The sequence below is a fragment of the bacterium genome, from assembly GCA_023150945.1.
Classification (GTDB): Bacteria; Zhuqueibacterota; Zhuqueibacteria; order Zhuqueibacterales; family Zhuqueibacteraceae; genus Coneutiohabitans.
In genome coordinates, this window is the sequence record JAKLJX010000007.1 from 185,757 (window position 1) to 200,958 (window position 15,202).

Annotated in this window: 12 protein-coding genes; 3 read left to right on the plus strand and 9 right to left on the minus strand. The window is 57.6% G+C overall.

Annotation, left to right across the window (positions count from 1 at the left end; genetic code table 11):
- Positions 1-148: 148 nt before the first annotated feature.
- From L6R21_11795 to L6R21_11815, 5 genes are all read right to left on the minus strand, one after another.
- A complete protein-coding gene (locus L6R21_11795) occupies positions 149-1,759 on the minus strand; it encodes a hypothetical protein (GenBank protein MCK6559868.1) in 1,611 nt (536 codons plus the stop codon).
- 30 nt (positions 1,760-1,789) lie between these two features.
- On the minus strand, positions 1,790-4,114 hold the full coding sequence (locus L6R21_11800) for a hypothetical protein (GenBank protein ID MCK6559869.1): 2,325 nt from the start codon (positions 4,112-4,114) through the stop codon (positions 1,790-1,792).
- A gap of 101 nt (positions 4,115-4,215) precedes the next feature.
- Complete coding sequence (locus L6R21_11805) at positions 4,216-4,830, minus strand: hypothetical protein (protein MCK6559870.1); 615 nt, start codon at positions 4,828-4,830, stop codon at positions 4,216-4,218.
- Between the two features lie 236 nt (positions 4,831-5,066).
- Positions 5,067-7,457 carry a TonB-dependent receptor gene (locus L6R21_11810; protein MCK6559871.1) on the minus strand — a complete coding sequence of 797 codons (2,391 nt, stop codon included), beginning with the start codon at positions 7,455-7,457 and terminating at the stop codon, positions 5,067-5,069.
- Between the two features lie 98 nt (positions 7,458-7,555).
- Complete coding sequence (locus L6R21_11815) at positions 7,556-7,969, minus strand: nuclear transport factor 2 family protein (protein MCK6559872.1); 414 nt, start codon at positions 7,967-7,969, stop codon at positions 7,556-7,558.
- Between the two features lie 173 nt (positions 7,970-8,142).
- Here L6R21_11815 and L6R21_11820 point away from each other — a divergent pair, with 173 nt between their 5' ends.
- Genes L6R21_11820 through L6R21_11830 form a run of 3 tightly spaced genes read left to right on the plus strand, consistent with a single transcriptional unit; the run spans position 8,143 to position 8,826 of the window.
- The gene (locus L6R21_11820) at positions 8,143-8,358 is read left to right on the plus strand and encodes a hypothetical protein (protein ID MCK6559873.1); all 216 of its coding nucleotides are present in this window, start codon (positions 8,143-8,145) and stop codon (positions 8,356-8,358) included.
- 20 nt (positions 8,359-8,378) lie between these two features.
- Positions 8,379-8,588 carry a prevent-host-death protein gene (locus L6R21_11825; GenBank protein MCK6559874.1) on the plus strand — a complete coding sequence of 70 codons (210 nt, stop codon included), beginning with the start codon at positions 8,379-8,381 and terminating at the stop codon, positions 8,586-8,588.
- Positions 8,589-8,607: 19 nt separating this feature from the next.
- Positions 8,608-8,826 carry a Txe/YoeB family addiction module toxin gene (locus L6R21_11830; GenBank protein MCK6559875.1) on the plus strand — a complete coding sequence of 73 codons (219 nt, stop codon included), beginning with the start codon at positions 8,608-8,610 and terminating at the stop codon, positions 8,824-8,826.
- Between the two features lie 263 nt (positions 8,827-9,089).
- Here the strand turns inward: L6R21_11830 and L6R21_11835 are convergent, their stop codons facing one another.
- From L6R21_11835 to L6R21_11850, 4 genes are all read right to left on the minus strand, one after another.
- Complete coding sequence (locus L6R21_11835; protein MCK6559876.1) at positions 9,090-9,893, minus strand: polyphosphate kinase 2 family protein; 804 nt, start codon at positions 9,891-9,893, stop codon at positions 9,090-9,092.
- Positions 9,894-9,924: 31 nt separating this feature from the next.
- Positions 9,925-10,587 (minus strand): Uma2 family endonuclease, encoded by a 663-nt coding sequence (locus L6R21_11840; GenBank protein ID MCK6559877.1) that lies wholly within the window; start codon positions 10,585-10,587, stop codon positions 9,925-9,927.
- Between the two features lie 232 nt (positions 10,588-10,819).
- Positions 10,820-14,122: an amidohydrolase family protein gene (locus tag L6R21_11845; protein MCK6559878.1), complete on the minus strand. Its 3,303-nt coding sequence runs from the start codon at positions 14,120-14,122 to the stop codon at positions 10,820-10,822.
- A gap of 68 nt (positions 14,123-14,190) precedes the next feature.
- Positions 14,191-15,183, minus strand: a complete 993-nt coding sequence (locus tag L6R21_11850; GenBank protein MCK6559879.1) for a Gfo/Idh/MocA family oxidoreductase — start codon at positions 15,181-15,183, stop codon at positions 14,191-14,193.
- Positions 15,184-15,202 lie beyond the last annotated feature (19 nt).

A 15,202-nucleotide genomic window follows, 5' to 3' on the forward strand; every position in this document is an offset into this window, starting at 1 on the left:
AACGGCGAATGACACGCGCAAGTTCATTCCAAATCGTCACCACCAGCAACGCTTTCAACTCAAGGGCTGGGCTGTGGCCACTCGCGGCCGGCATCATTCACAAAAAGCCGAGGCCAGGGAGCGCGACGCTGCCATGCCCACGCTGCCGTTACACCGAGGCCGGCATCATTGCGCCATTACCGTGCGGAATCAATTCCGGCTTTGCCTTCATCTCTCCGGAAGCGGTTGCCGGCATTGTGCTGGTTTCCGGTGATTGCCGGAGCGACCGCGGCGCCAACAGCGTCAACTCGCGCTCGGGTCCGGGCAAATACTCCCAACGCTTCAACTCTGCCTGCCAGCCGTGCGCCGGCAGCCGGCGCAATTCCACAAAAGACTTGCTCAACTCATTGCGCACCACACCGCTCTCTTCTTCAAAAACGGTTGTCCAGGTTCCGGAATTCAGATAGATCATGTTTGCCTCCGGCCAAAACTGCTTGTCGGGCTTGTGCGTGTGCCCGCTCACGGTAAGGAAGGAAGCCGTAGCAACACGGCGAGGCAATTCTTTCGTCATGACAGCGCGCGGACCTTCTTCTTTGCCGCGGGCGTAGCGTTGGTGCAGCAGTTTGCCCCATTGCGCAAAAAGCCAGGGCAGGGCAATCAGCGCAAGCAGAATCAACAGCCAGCGTTCCGGTCCGCTTTTGGTGAAATACAGCCACAGCGCGACAGCCACTGGAACCAGCACGCGCGCCACCTGCAGGCCGCCCAAATAGATCAGCCGGCGCGCCGGCGGCTTCGGCCAGAGCAGGAGAATCGCTTTGCACAATTGTGGCAGCAGCTTGATGGCCGTGCCGGTGTGCGCGCGCAGGAGATAATTCACCACGCGAATGCTGGGCCGCACATTGTCAAGATAAGGCACGACCCTCTCGATGTGATTGACGAAATAGCGATTGAACCAGGAACCGGCCGGAAGCTGAAGCGCCTGCGTGCGGGCCTCCTGCCAGGCCTCGGGCGTGGCCGTGACCCATTCGTAGCGGTGGCCATGCTCGACGCGGATCGCCTGCCACAGCTCAACGCCCTGGCCCCAGAACTGCAGCCGCCGGTCGTCCGGAGGAACTTCGAGTTGAAGGCGCAACCAGGCTTGCACCAGTTCCTGGTCGAATTCTTGATCATGATTGCCGGTGATGATGATAAGCGGAAAACCGGCCTGCAGCCAGGCTCGCAACGCCGCGAATACCGCGGCGTGACCCTGCCAGGTGAGATGCAGGCGATAAACCGACTTGAAGTCCTGCGTGTCAAGTCCATAACGCTTCTCCTGCAACACGCTTCTGCCTGCCGCGGTGCACGCGCTCCACCGGCTGCGGCCCAACACATGCTTGCGCCAGCACGCAGCGAACGCGTCGAAGTCGGCGAGCATCTGCCCCTTGTCGCGCTGCTTCAAATACGTCGCCGGGATTTCCTGCAAGAGTTTGCGCCAGGCCTGCAACTCTGCCGGTGATGCCGGCGTGCGCGTGATGCGCAGAAAGTCGATGAAGTCACCATTGAGGATCAGTAGGCACTTCTGCTTGTTGTTGCGTGCCCGCTCGCGCTTGTGCTGCAGAAACGCGGCGAATTCATCGTCACAGGTGAAATTCTCCAAGCGATCCCAATAGACCGAGCCGGAGGCGCGGCCTTCACTGAGATGCAGGTCGCTGACCACCAAAACCTGCTGGAGATCGTCCGCGCCGAGATCGCGCGGGACGAGCGGCTGATAGAAAGGTGCCGTCTTGTGAAACTTCAGCATGATAAAAATCTCCCTGGCGGCTGGTTCGAATCATTCTCCCGGCTTGTCGTCGAGGGCGAGCAGAAAGGCCACCAACGCGGTGACGGTGTCGCCGCCGGGTTGGTCTTCAATCCAATACTCGTGACCAATGCCCTGCACATTCATGTCTTCCATCGCCACGCGCGCCGGGCTGCCCGGCACCGGATAGACTTTCTCTTTGTTCGCCGCAATCACTTTGGCGCGCTCGGATTGCAGGACGACGGCCTGCAGGCTCAATGCGGCATTGGGACGAAAATAGGATTCGGGATGCGCTTCGCGATAGGCGAGAATCTGACCGGCGCCGTAAATCTTCTCCACGGGCGCGCGGCGCAGCAGCGCCTGCAAATCATCGCCGGCCGGCGGCATTTGCGGATCGAGCGCCACCGCCACCCCGCCGTCATGCAGATACGGTGCAGTGCCCCAGAGATAGCGCAGCGTGACGACTTTGTAACCGTACTTCTGTTTGCTGCCGAAAAACTTTCCCAGAAAACCCCAGAAGCCCTTGGCGATGGCTTTGCCGGTGGCAGGATCATATTCCGGCGCGATGAACGTTTGCAGGGGCTCGGTCGCCAGCGCGCGCGCGTTGTTCGTGGCGATCTCGCGCAGCGGAATGATCTTGTTGTTGGTGAAGAACGGGCCGGCATGACACTGCGCGCAACCCTGCGCCTTGAAGATCTCATACCCCTTTTCCACCAGACCGGCGCTGCGCGCCCGGGCCAGCAGCGCGGTGTGATTAGTAGGCGGTTGCACCCAATCCAACATCAAGCTCACGGCCTCGGAAACAAATTCGTCGGCATTGAGGCCGTAGGTCGCGGCCAACTGCTCGATCTGGTATTGCTCGCGCACATGGCGCGGCGTAATGACGCGTGTTCCGAGCATGCCCGTCATCTGGCTGCGCTGGCCGCCGTCACTTCCAAACTCGCTGGCTTTGCGCACCCGGCGATGCGTTTTGTTATCCGGATGCTCCAGGACTTCTTTGGGCACGACCGCGGGAATATCATCGATCAGCACCACGGCATCGTTGTCCAACACACCGGGCATGCCGTCGCTGAGGCCGAGAATGTCGTCGCGCAGTTTCTGCTTTTGCGCGGGATCGTACGCTACTGCGGGGGAATAATGTGTGATCAAATCAGCATATTGCGTCGAGGACAACACCGAAAAAATCCCGGGCTTCATCCAAAAAAGCAGTTTGGAGGTTTTGCCGCCGCGATCTTTGCACAAACCCACGAGTTGCGAGGGATCGAACGAAATCGTCCACACGTTGTTGTTGCGGTCGGAGGCATTCAGCATCACGCCGTCGTAGTTAAACGGCCAGTTCTGCCGCGTGAATAGCGCGGGATATTGCAGCGGATTGTGAATCGCGTCCGGCGTGTCGTCGAAGTAGCCGCGCGGCATCATCTGCACCCCTCGCACGATTTCGCTGGTGACCTCTTGCGGCCGGCTTTCATAGTTCCGCAGAATTTCCTCCATCCAGGCCTTGGCCTCGGCGGGCGTCTTTTGCCCCGGCCGGCCGGAAGCGAACAACGCGGCAATCGGATTGGAAGCCGAAACAAAAACCCAACCGAGGTGTAAATCTTGATTGCCGACGGCCCAAGCGTCTTCCGGTTTGAAAGGCGTGCCGGGCGTGGCAACTCCCAAATGCGCCGACCGGAGATCCGTACGGCCATCCCAATCGACATCGAGAGAGTAGTGGCAAATCGCGCACGACATGCCGACGCGATATTTTTCCGGTGGCGCAGCACCTACGCCGTGATCGCCGGCGGCGTAGCGATTGGGATCGAGCAGATAGGGCAGGTTCTTCTCTTCCTCGGGCGCCGGAACCGCAACAATGCCCACCGGCCAAGTGGCGCCGGCTTCGACATCCAAACCGGTGTGCAGCCGCTCCGGCAGCGGCAGACCGCCGTGCAGCTTGCTGCCGGCGGGAAAGGTCACAACCAAATCATGCGTGTAACCGCCGCCATTGCCGCTGTAGAGATTGCCGCGCACACTGTCGAGCGCATCGATGGCTTCGACAAAAAACTTGAAGAAACTCTCTCTGCGCCAGCCGCCGGTATCCGGCACTTCCACCGTGCCGTTGAGAAAGCCGGTCACGTCGGTGAGCAGCCGTTCGTTGCCGAATGTTTCGTTGCGAAACCACTCTTCCCCCCACTCGACCCATTTCATGTATTCCTGATAGGGAATTTCCTGGCCGTTGTATTTTGGGATTGTTGGCCCCGGCAATTCGTCGCGCAAGACGTCGTGGTTGCCCCAATCGTAGGGGGAGGGTGGGCAGCCCAGCAAACCCAAGGCCAGCAACCCGCACGCGACAAAAAGCGTGATCCTGCGGTGCAGCTTCATGTGCACTCCTTTGAGTTATTGGTGAAGAAAGAGATTGACTGATGCAGCCTGCCGGCGGCCCAGGGTGACGAACGAGAGGCCGCGTCTGGCAACCGGCAGAATCAGGGGAAATTCGCGCGCCATGCGAATTCCTGCCGCTGCGCCACGAGGCGAATGGCAACGCACGCCAGAATTGCCGCGGCTTGCAGCGCGCCCAGCACGATGACAAACGGTTCCTTGTTGTCCACCCCGTGCAGAATGACGGTCGAAGCGAAAAAGGTCACAGCAATGACGATCTGTATCGCGGCGCGCTGGAGGCGCAGCCACTTGGCGGTGGAAGAGAGCGCCCACACGGCCGCGATGTCGAAGGCCCACCAAAGCGTGATGATCAGATTGATGGTCGCCACCGCGACGCCCTGGTCAGCAAAAAACTCCGCGAGACTGCCGTGAAAGAAAACGAAAAAGGAATAGTAAATGTGAATCGCATACGAGAGAAAGCTGAACGTCCAAAAGAGCAGCCAGTAGTTCTGTTTCTTCTGCGATTGTTGCGGCAGCACATACAGGCACATGGCCGGCGTGAACAGAATCATGGTGGTGCGGGCGGTGTAAAGGATTTTGTAGAACAGAACCCGCTCGGTCTGTGCGGCCAACAGCAGGGCGAATCCCATTAACGCCAGAAACAAAGCGCCGGTGCTTAAGAGTTCCTGCCATGACAAGTTTTTGAAAGTTGGTGTCATTGATTCTCCAGAACCGAGAGTGAGCAATGCAAGCATTGATATTAGCTTTATCCCAAAGACACCAGCGCGGGAACTCTTTCTCATGGAATTTTCGCCAAACGCCGCCCCTCATGCCGCGCCAAACAAAAAAGCCAGCAGTGATCGCAAGATCAACTCCTGGCTTTGTTGCAAAAGGCTGTCTCGCGCGAGTCAGCCACTCGAGGTTCGGGAAATCCTCAGGTCAAAAGGGTCACCTCTCAAAAGAAATAACTCAAGCCCACCCGCACGTTTCGGGGATTCCCCGGCGTGAAATGCAGCTCCGACACTGCCTCAGTTTCATTCGGCAGCCGCGATTCCGTGTCGAATTGCGCCTCGTTCCATTCCGTGTCCGTGAGATTTTCCAAAATCACATTGAGTTGATAATTGCCAAAACGATAACCCGCAGTGAGATCCAGCACCGTGTAGCCGAGCGCAGTAACTGTGTTTGCCTCGTTTGCCGGGCGATCACCGAGGTGGCGATACCGCAGGCTGCCCTCGTAACCGGAAGGATGTTTCACCGTCAAACCGCCGGTCGACGTCAAGCGCGGCGCCAGCGGAATTTCATCGGCATCGGCCGGCTCATCGCGCAATTTGCCGCGCGAGAGATTCAGGTCGGCATCAGCATAGAGCCACGAAGTCAAACCAAAGCGCGCTTCGAGATCAAGACCATAGCGTTGGGTACGGTCGCTCAGCTCGGTGGTACCTTCGTCGCCAATGTACACAAACTCGCGCTCGAGATTCAGACCCCATGCCGCCGCGCCGAGGTTGAGACGATGACTCGCGCGCAGGCGAAATCCAATCTCCCCGCCGGTGGCGCGCGGCAGAGTTTCATCGTCGCGAATCGCAGGATCGAGGTTTGCTGCTGCCAGCCGCGAGGAAATCTCCTCCTCGCTCAAACCCTGCTGTTTGTATCGTCGCATGGAATCACTGACGCGCTTGGCGATCACGACATCGCGTGCATCATTGGAATGAAAACCGGTGCCGAAATTCACAAAAATATCAAACGCATTCGTCGGGCTGACCACGAGATTCGCTTTGGGACTGAGAATCGTTTTCTGCGCGAAGCCCGAAGCATGCGGCAAATCGGAAGGCATGCCTTCGAGATGATCCTCAACATCATAGGTGAAATAATCGGCGCGCAAGCCGAGCTGCAAGCGCAGCATCGGGCTGAAAATGATTTCTTCCTGCGCCCAGAGATTGAGGCTGCGTTGGAAAACGTCAGAATCCACCAGCGCCTGCGCGCGCACGCGGCTCGGACTGCGCCACAATGCGACCGCGATGTCATCCGCGCGATAGCCGCCGCCCAGCGTCGCCGTTGCAAGCATGCCGCCAATGTCATGATGAAAACGATAGCGGCTGTTCAAGCCCAGAAGCGTGCGCGCGTCGGTTTGCTCGATCATGTCGCCATTGACCGGATCGTTCAGAAAAAACGTGAAATTCGAAAACAGCTTGAAGTTGTAGCGGGTGGTGTAAGCGCGAATCAGGAACTCGCTGTTGCCCTCGCCGTGCGCCTCGTAGGCGAGATTGAGGTTCTGCCGGCCGGTAGTGCCGCCTTCAAGATCATCGAGTGAACCGAAGCGATTGATCAATCCCGCTGTCACCGCGCGCTGCGGAATCTGCCCGGAAGCATCCCACGCCGAACTGAATCCGCTGATGTCAACCGACAACTTGGACGTCTCGTTCAGGTGGGTGTGAAATTTTCCAAAAAGATTGACGCGGCGAAAGCCCTGAGGACTGTCAACCGGGCCATCGGTGCCGTAAAACTGCCCGGCGAGGTAGGCATTATTGTGAATGCCGGCGCTGGGGATTTGGTAAAGCGTGGTGAGACGATACGTTTCAAACTGGCCACCTTCGAGCCGCACTAGATTGGATTCGATGTGATCGCGCGTGCGCATGGCCACTGCACCGGCGGTGGCGAGATCACCAAACTCCGCGAAGTATGGGCCTTTGTAAACCTCGAGGCCGTCGATCACCTCGGGAATGATGAAATGCAAATCGGCATAGCCCTGGCCGTGGCCGTGCGACACCATGTTCACCGGCATGCCGTCCACCGAGATATTGACGTCCGTGCCATGATCCGCATCGAAGCCGCGGAGGAAAATCTGCTCGGCCTTGCCGCCGCCCGCGTGCTGCGCGATGATCAAGCCGGGCGCGGCTTGCAGCAGCTCTTGCGCGGAACGATTCGGGCGCACGCGCAGATCGAATTCGCGCACCGCGCGCGAAGAAGCCGCGGAATACGGCCGGTCGGCCTGCACCAGAATTTCGCTGAGATCGAGCGACTTCTGCTGCAGATCGAACGTGAGAGTTGTTTCGCTTCCAGCCGCCACTACGACGCGCTGGCGAACCGTCGCGTAACCGATCAAGCTCACGACAAGCTCATACTCGCCGGGTTTCAGACGCGTAATGGCAAAACCGCCATCTGCGGCAGTGTTCGCCCCGTGGCCCGTGCCGCTGAGCACGACATTCACTTCAGCGAGACCCTTCCCGGTTTCAGCGTCCTGCACGACGCCTTTGATCGCGCCGGTTTCCTGCGCCAAACTCTCAATGGGGATGAAACCGATCAGACCACAAATCATTGCCAGATGAAACAACCGCCGAAAAACACGCATGCAATTCCTCCTTGATGCTGGGTGCTGGATGCTGGATGCTTGATTCTTGATACTGGATGCTGGATACTTGCCCCGTGCCCCGTGCCTCTTGCCCCTGGTCACTGAACACGGGCCGCTGCGATGTGCTTGGCGGTGTCCGCATAATGCCGCAGCCGGATGACTTTGCCGTTGTCATCGAACGTCCACAGATGCATTTCCTCGTCGCGGCAAACCACGCCGGTGCCCGGGGCCTCGAATTCAAGAACGAATTCGGCTGCCACCTGATTGCCGCCGGCCAGCAATGACAGCACTCGAAACTCTCTGATTTTGAACGTACTCACGATTTCAAAAAATTGCAAGGCGCCCGCCTTGCCCGAGCGCGCTTGCAGCCACGGCACGCCAGCTTTTTGCGCGGAATTGTCCGCCCAGGACTCCCACTGCACGTTGTCAGAGAGATGCTGGATGATGCCCGGAATATCGCCTTTGCCAAACGCCGCATAGATGGCGGATACGGTGTCAAGATGATTGGCCATAATTTTCCTCGAGTAGATGGGTTACGGGGATGTGGTGATTGTACTTCACAGATACGATGAGGAGGAGGGGTTGGATTTCATGCGAGCGAGGAAATCCTCTTGCGCCTAAACCGGCACTTCATTATGTTCGAGCGCGCACGAGACACGCGTGTTCAAGTTACCCGGAGAAGGCCATGACGACCTCAGAATATGCTGAAAGAATCGTAGAGATGATCAAAGCGCGACCGCCCAAAATCAAGCAAGACAAGTTGCTTTATGAGATTTACGTAAAGTTAAAGGTGGCGGACGGATTGCGCGCTGTCCAGCAAGGCAGGGTTCACTCGCATGAACAAGTGCGGGAGGATATGTGGAAAATCATCCATTCCAGTAATCCTTCTTCGCATCCTTAAACAAAAGGAAAGAATCATCTATGAATCCAACCACTATCCAATATGTCTCAGATGAAAAAGGCTCGCCCACGGCCGTAATCGTTCCCATTGAGCTGTGGCGAGAAATTAAATCCGCCAAGGAGACGGCTTACCTGCTCAGAAGCAAAAACATGAAGCAACGCCTGCTTGCTGCGAGAAAGCGTAAAAAGGGGATAGCATTTGATGAAGCACGCAAGAAGCTTGGAATTTGACCCGGCCGGCTTTTAAGATTTGGCTTGGTGGGTGGAAAAAGATCGCAAGAAGGCGCTGCGCATTGTCAAAATGCTCAAAGAGATCCAGCGCGACCCTTTTCAAGGTGTCGGCAAACCTGAGCCGTTGCGGCATCAATTTGCCGGTTGCTGGTCCCGGCGTATTGATGATGAGCACCGTTTAGTTTATGAAGTCTTCGAAGATAAAATTCGAATTCTGGCTTGCCGGTATCATTATTGATGGGGACTTTTATGCCCAAAACCGTTTTCATCAGTTACTCCCACCACCAGGGCGAATGGGTGTGGCAGCGTTTGAAGCCCTGTCTGCAAGCCGGTGGCGCAGAAGTACGTATCGCTGTTGAGCGTGTTTGCGCCGGCGTTTGGTGGTTGCCCATGGTGCCGGGGAATAAATTACGCGCGTGCCGCTGATGGCAAGATGGTTGAGGGAGAGGGGATAGTTCCTGCTACTGCCCGGGCGCTCCCAGCGCCCGGGCTGTGTCAAACTCACTCCACCACAATACCCTCAATCCCCTCGGGCGCGGGCGGGTATTTCATCTGCAAGCCCTCCAACGCTTCGACAATACATTCCGATATCACGAAATTGCGGTACCATTTCTTGTTCGCCGGCACGATATGCCACGGCGCCCAGGGCGTATTGCATTTATTGATCGCGTCTTCGTAGGCCGCCATGTAGTCATCCCACAACGCGCGCTCCTTCAAATCGCCGAGATTGAACTTCCACTGCTTGGTCTTGTCGTCGCGACGTTCTTCCAGCCGCTCTTTTTGTTCCTGCTTGGAAATGTACAGGAAGAATTTGAGAATCGTGACCCCGTTGTCTGCCAGCAGCTTTTCGAAGTTGTTGATGTGATCATAGCGCTTTTGCCACACTTCCCTGGGCACGAGATTGTGCACGCGCACGATCAGCACATCTTCATAATGCGAGCGGTTGAAAATGCCGATGTAGCCGCGCGGCGGCACGTGCTGGTGAATGCGCCACAAGAAATCGTGCGACAATTCCTCCGGCGTCGGCGCTTTGAAGCTGGCCACGCGCACGCCCTGGGGATCGACGCTGGACATGACGTGCTCGATCACGCCGTCTTTGCCGCCGGTGTCCATCCCCTGCAAGACGATCAGCAGCGCATGCTTGCCTTCCGCGTACATGACTTCCTGCAGCTCATCCAGCCGCGCGAGATTCTTCTCCAGATCTTTCTTCGCCTCATCTTTGTCTTTGTAATCACCGGTGTAGCCGGGATCAAAGTCTTTCAAACGGATCTTTTGATCGAAGGGAACCTGCAACTTCTGCTTCATGAAAAGTATTCCTTTGTTTCAAATTAGAGAACTACTGCGCAGCGGAACGCGCCGCCGGGTCACCTGCAAGAAGAGCTGCGATGACGGCGCTTTCATTTGGCAACTCCTGCGCAAAAAGCCAGTCAATTCGTAGCCAAAACTCTGGAACAGCGGCAGAACGAACGACGCCATTGGCATCCACCGGCAACTCTTCCCAAACACCATCGTGATTTTTCCAGAAGAAAGCCTCTTGCCGAAAGGGATCGATCACCCAGTACTCCAGCACGCCATACTCGGCGTACAAATCCTTCTTCTCGCCCAAATCCAATTTCCGGCTGCCCGGCGAGATGATTTCAACCACGAGATCCGCTGCACCCAGCAGGGCCTTGCCTTTGCACTGGGCAAGCCTGGCTTTGCTGATGAACATCAAATCCGGCTCCGGCGCATTGAACTCGGATAGTTTCATTGCCGCGCGCGATCCGAGAACGTGCCCCAATCCTTTTTCGCGGACAAAGCCACGCAGGATCATCAACAAAAACCCAAAGAGATCCTCGTGCTCAAAAGTCGGTGGCGAAGCCATATAAATCACCCCATTGATAAGGTCGGCCTTTTGGTCTTCCCGAATGATTTCACAAAATTCGTCAAACGTGATTCTTTCGCGCGGTGGCGCCTGGCGGGGCAGCGGCTGAGTCAGGATATCGACCTCTGTTGTCATGTTTCATACCCTCAATGTTTGAGGAATAGAGTCCTTGTCTGCCTGAAAATTGGAAAAAAATCTCAGCCGCGCAACCTCAAATTGTAAAGCGCGTCTGTTCGGAAGGGCCGTCAAAGCCCATCACCTGGAACAATGACAGTCTGAATCATCGTTTCGAATTTCAGGATTATGGGATTGGCGGATTGTTGCTCATCACCCAATCCCAAACTCCATCGATCCGATACTCTGATTTTCAGTGCATACATCCGCACTTCACTTCGCCAAAACCCACGCCCGCGCCCTTCCACAAAAACGCTTCGCTGGTCTTGGCATTCTCCCAGTAGAACGGCAGCCGCGGCCGCGAAACATTGCCGGTCTCGTTCATGGTTTCAGCGTCGTACAAACGGCCGTTCTTCATCACCTGCGTGATGAATTCGGTGTTCTGAATATTCTCCAGCGGATTCTTTTCCAGCACGATCAAATCCGCGAGCTTGCCCGGTTCGAGTGAGCCTAATTCTTTGCCCATGCCGATGTACTCCGCGCCGTTCAGAGTGGCCGCACGAATCGCCTCCAGCGGCGTCATGCCGCCCTGCGCCAGCATCCACAATTCCCAATGCGCGCCCAGTCCCTGCAACTGGCCGTGTGCGCCGAGATTCACTTTCACGCCGGCATCACACAAGGCTTTGGCTGCCTGCGCATTGCCGATATGGCCGAAATCATCGTCGGGAATCATCATGCGCCGCCGTGCACGCGCGTCAATTATCGGGCGCGGGGTGAAATGCAGCAGCCGCTGCTTTTCCCACACGTTGGTTTTCTGATACCAATAATTCTCACCCCACATGCCGCCATAGCCCACGATCAGCGTCGGCGTGTAAGCCGTGGCCGTGCCGCCCCAAAGTTTCAGGACATCCTGATAAACCGGCGCAACCGGAATCGAGTGCTCGATGCCGGTGTGGCCGTCGATCACCATCGACAAATTGTGATAGAAAAACGAGCCGCCTTCCGGCACCACCAGCATGTTCAATTCGCGCGCGGCCTGCAGCACCTGCTGGCGTTGATTGCGGCGCGGCTGATTGTAACTCTTCACCGAAAATGCGCCCACGGCTTTCAGGCGGCGCAGATGTGAGCGTGCGTCGTCGAGATTGTTGACCACGGCTTTGAAGTCGCCGTCGGCGCCGTAGAGGATCGTGCCGGTGGAGTACACGCGCGGCCCGGTGATCTTGCCGGCCGCCACCATCTCCGCCAGCGTGAACACCGTTTCCGTGTACGCCGAGGGATCGTGCATCGTGGTTACGCCGTAAGCGAGATTGGCAAAATAGGCCCAGGGCTGCTGCGGCAGCAGTCCCGCAAAGAAATGATCCGCATGCGCATGCACGTCCACGATGCCCGGCATGATGGTCTTGCCGGCGGCCGCAATGCGTTTGGCGTCGGCGGGAATGGTGACTTCACTCGCCCGGCCAATCGCCGCAATGCGATTGCCTTCGATCACGATCGTGCCGTTCTCGATTACTTCATCGCCGCGCATGGTAATAATGCGCGCGCCGGTAAACGCGAGCTTGCCGGCAGGCACATCCGTCTGCAATTTCAATCCGATTTGCAGGCCAACGGAATCCGGGCCCGCAACGCTGTCAGGCGCGCCCGGGAGAAAGGCGAAACTCTGACGCAACTCGCGCGAGAACAATTCCGGCCCGATCAGCCAGTGGAGTTTTTGACTGTCGCCGGACCAGTGCAGATAGTCGCCGGCATCGCGGGTGACGCGTTTCACCGGCACCGCCTTGGTGCCGTTGTTCAAATCAATTGCTCCGCCGGTTTGCGGAAACGGCGCGAGGTATGCGTTGTACAGCTCCGTGAATGCCACCCATTGCTCATCGGGACTCAGCGCGATTTGATTGACATACTTCAAATTGAAATGGGTGCGTTCCTCGCCGCCGTCGAGGCGAACGCTTTTGTATTTCTTCTCCAGTCCACCGCCGGTTTGAAAGAAGATGCGATCGCCCTTGCGGTTGAAGCGCGGGGCGTAGCCCTCCTCTTGAATGAAATTCTCTTCGCCGCCCTCGGCAGACATCCAATACAACCCGGGCTCCACGCCGTGCGCAAATCCCAGCACCGAATTGCCGTTGTCGCGCTGATACACGATCTTCCTGCCGTCCGGCGAAAACGAGGGTGTGTTGTAATAACCCTTGCGCCGCGTGAGCTTGACGGGATTGCGGCCATCCAGTTTGACTTTGTACAAGCCGCCCAGCGCGGTATCACTCCAGGTGGCATACACAATCCACAAACCGTCGGGACTGAACGCCGGAAAAAATTCATGCAACGCGCTGTTGGTCAAGCGTTGCGGCTTGCCGTTGGGCAAAGCTTTCTTCCACAATGATCCCACGGCGCTGAAGACAAGGGTCTTGCCGTCAGGCGACGTCACCGCGTCGCGAATCATTTTCACCGTAAACGAATCCGCATGCACGGTTTGCGGGAAATGCAAGGCTTCGGTAATGGTTTGTTTGACGTTGACGGTAAACGGTATCTGGGTTGCCTGCTTCGTTGCGATGTCGATGCGCCAAATTTTGCCCTGCGCCCAAATCACAATATTTTTGCTGTCCGGCGTCCAGGCATAGTTGGGATAAACGCCGAAGGTGGCCCAGGTCTCCTGCTGATCTTTATTCAAGCCGTCATAGATCGGAATCTGCTCGCCCGTTTTCAAATCCTGCAAATAAAGCACGCTGTTCAGCCGCACGCGCCGCACAAAGGCGAGATACTCGCCGTCGGGCGAGGGCTGTGGCCGCACCGCACCGCCGGCGCCGGTGACATAGTTTTTCAAATCACCCTTCTCACGATCGAGGCGGCGAATGACGTAAATCTGGCCGTTGGGATCTTTGTTGTATTCAAACGTATTGCCGCCGCTCATGTCTTCGCTAAAATAGATATAACGGCCGTCCGGCGAAACCGCCGGTTCGCCGGCATCTTGCTGATCATTCTTGCGTTTGGTGAGCTGCAAGCCTTCGCCGCCGGTGAGATGATAGAGCCACATTTCACCCGCGCCCAATGAACGGGTGCTGGTGAAATGCTTGCGTGCGATGAGATAATTGCCGTCCGGCGTCCACACCGCATTGTTGAGCAAACGAAAATCTTCCTTCGTTACCTGTTTGAGGTTGGAGCCGTCGCGTTGCATGATCCAAATGTTGTCCCCGCCGGAACGGTCACTGGTGAAGCTGATGCGCTTGCCGTCGGGACTGAAGCGCGGCTGCACTTCGAAGGCCGGGCCGCCGCTGAGCAGTTTTGCTTCGCCGCCGGTGATGGGCATGAGGTAGATGTCGCCGAGCAGATCGAACACAATGTCCTTGCCGTCCGGACTAACATCGAGATTCATCCACGTGCCTTCGCTGGCAGTGAAGGCAATCTCTTTGGCCGGGCCGTGCGCCGCGGTCACGTCCCATTCTTTCTTGTCCGCCTTTTTCGCCGGCGCTTTCGTGGTGTCGCTGGCGGCGGGCGGCTGCGCCAGTGCGAAATGCAACGCCAACAGCAGACTCAAGCAGGCAACAGCCGGAATTTTCGATTTGCACATAATGCTTCTCCTCACGGGATGATTGCGTTGGAGGTGGATTGGAGGTGGAACGGTTTGCGGGTCTTTCTTCACGCCCTTTCCTGGGGATAGCGCAAGCCCCATTGCCGGCGAATCTCGTCCATGGTTTGCATGAGTTGCAGGGACTCGTCGGGCGGCATGATTTCGCTTTCCAGCCGGCCGGCCCGCAAACAGGCCATCACTTCGGCGGCCTCATGTTGATACCCAAAACTCTCATAAGGCGCGTGCACGGTTTGTTCCGGCTGGCCGCTGCGCGCCAGCGTAACCTGCGTGGCCTTGAAAAAGGCGGAATGCAGTTTGATGCGTCCGGCGGTGCCGATGATGGTCGCTTCTTTCGGCGTGTCGGTGCGATTGGCGGCGGCCAGCACGGCGAGCTGGCCGTTGGGATAGCCGAGAATCACACCGCATTGTTCATCTACGCCGGTGGCGCCGAGATGCGCCATACTGGTGAGGCGTTGCGGCGGGCCGAAGACCATCGAGGCAAGGGCGAGCGGATAGATGCCGACGTCCAGCAGCGCGCCGCCGCCCAACGCGGGCGCGAACAGCCGGCTTTGCGGATCGAACTCCGCGCGAAAGCCGAAATCCGCGAGCAGCATTCGCGGCTCGCCGATTATTCCGTTTGCCAGCCACGCGCGTGCTTGCACCACCGCGGGCAGGAAGCGCGTCCACATGGCCTCCATCAAAAAGACCTGCTGCTGGCGGGCGAATTGAATGACGCGCTCCGCTTCGGCGGCGTTGATCGTGAACGGCTTCTCGCACAGCACTGCCTTGCCGGCCTCCAGGCACAACAAGCAGTTCTCAGCGTGCAAGGAATGCGGGGTGCCGATGTAGATCACATCGATCTCCGTGTCGCGGGCCAGGGCGGCGTAACTCGCATGGCGCCGGGGCACATTGAAGCGCGTGCCAAAGGCTTCAGCCGCGGCTGCGGTGCGCGAGCCGACTGCTTGCAGTTGCGCCTCCGGTAAAGTTGCCAGCGACTGCGCAAACACCTGCGCAATCCGGCCGGTGCTGAGAATGCCCCAACGGATTTTTCGATTTTCCATGTTGGCTCCTGGTTCGACC

Bases quoted from the DNA above. Each gene is read 5' to 3' on its own strand.
- L6R21_11840 (MCK6559877.1), bottom strand. From the start codon at position 10,587: ATGACAACAGAGGTCGATATCCTGACTCAGCCGCTGCCCCGCCAGGCG.
- L6R21_11805 (MCK6559870.1), bottom strand. From the start codon at position 4,830: ATGACACCAACTTTCAAAAACTTGTCATGGCAGGAACTCTTAAGCACC.
- L6R21_11845 (MCK6559878.1), bottom strand. From the start codon at position 14,122: ATGTGCAAATCGAAAATTCCGGCTGTTGCCTGCTTGAGTCTGCTGTTG.
- L6R21_11795 (MCK6559868.1), bottom strand. From the start codon at position 1,759: ATGCTGAAGTTTCACAAGACGGCACCTTTCTATCAGCCGCTCGTCCCG.
- L6R21_11835 (MCK6559876.1), bottom strand. From the start codon at position 9,893: ATGAAGCAGAAGTTGCAGGTTCCCTTCGATCAAAAGATCCGTTTGAAA.
- L6R21_11810 (MCK6559871.1), bottom strand. From the start codon at position 7,457: ATGCGTGTTTTTCGGCGGTTGTTTCATCTGGCAATGATTTGTGGTCTG.
- L6R21_11800 (MCK6559869.1), bottom strand. From the start codon at position 4,114: ATGAAGCTGCACCGCAGGATCACGCTTTTTGTCGCGTGCGGGTTGCTG.
- L6R21_11820 (MCK6559873.1), top strand. From the start codon at position 8,143: ATGACGACCTCAGAATATGCTGAAAGAATCGTAGAGATGATCAAAGCG.
- L6R21_11825 (MCK6559874.1), top strand. From the start codon at position 8,379: ATGAATCCAACCACTATCCAATATGTCTCAGATGAAAAAGGCTCGCCC.
- L6R21_11850 (MCK6559879.1), bottom strand. From the start codon at position 15,183: ATGGAAAATCGAAAAATCCGTTGGGGCATTCTCAGCACCGGCCGGATT.
- L6R21_11815 (MCK6559872.1), bottom strand. From the start codon at position 7,969: ATGGCCAATCATCTTGACACCGTATCCGCCATCTATGCGGCGTTTGGC.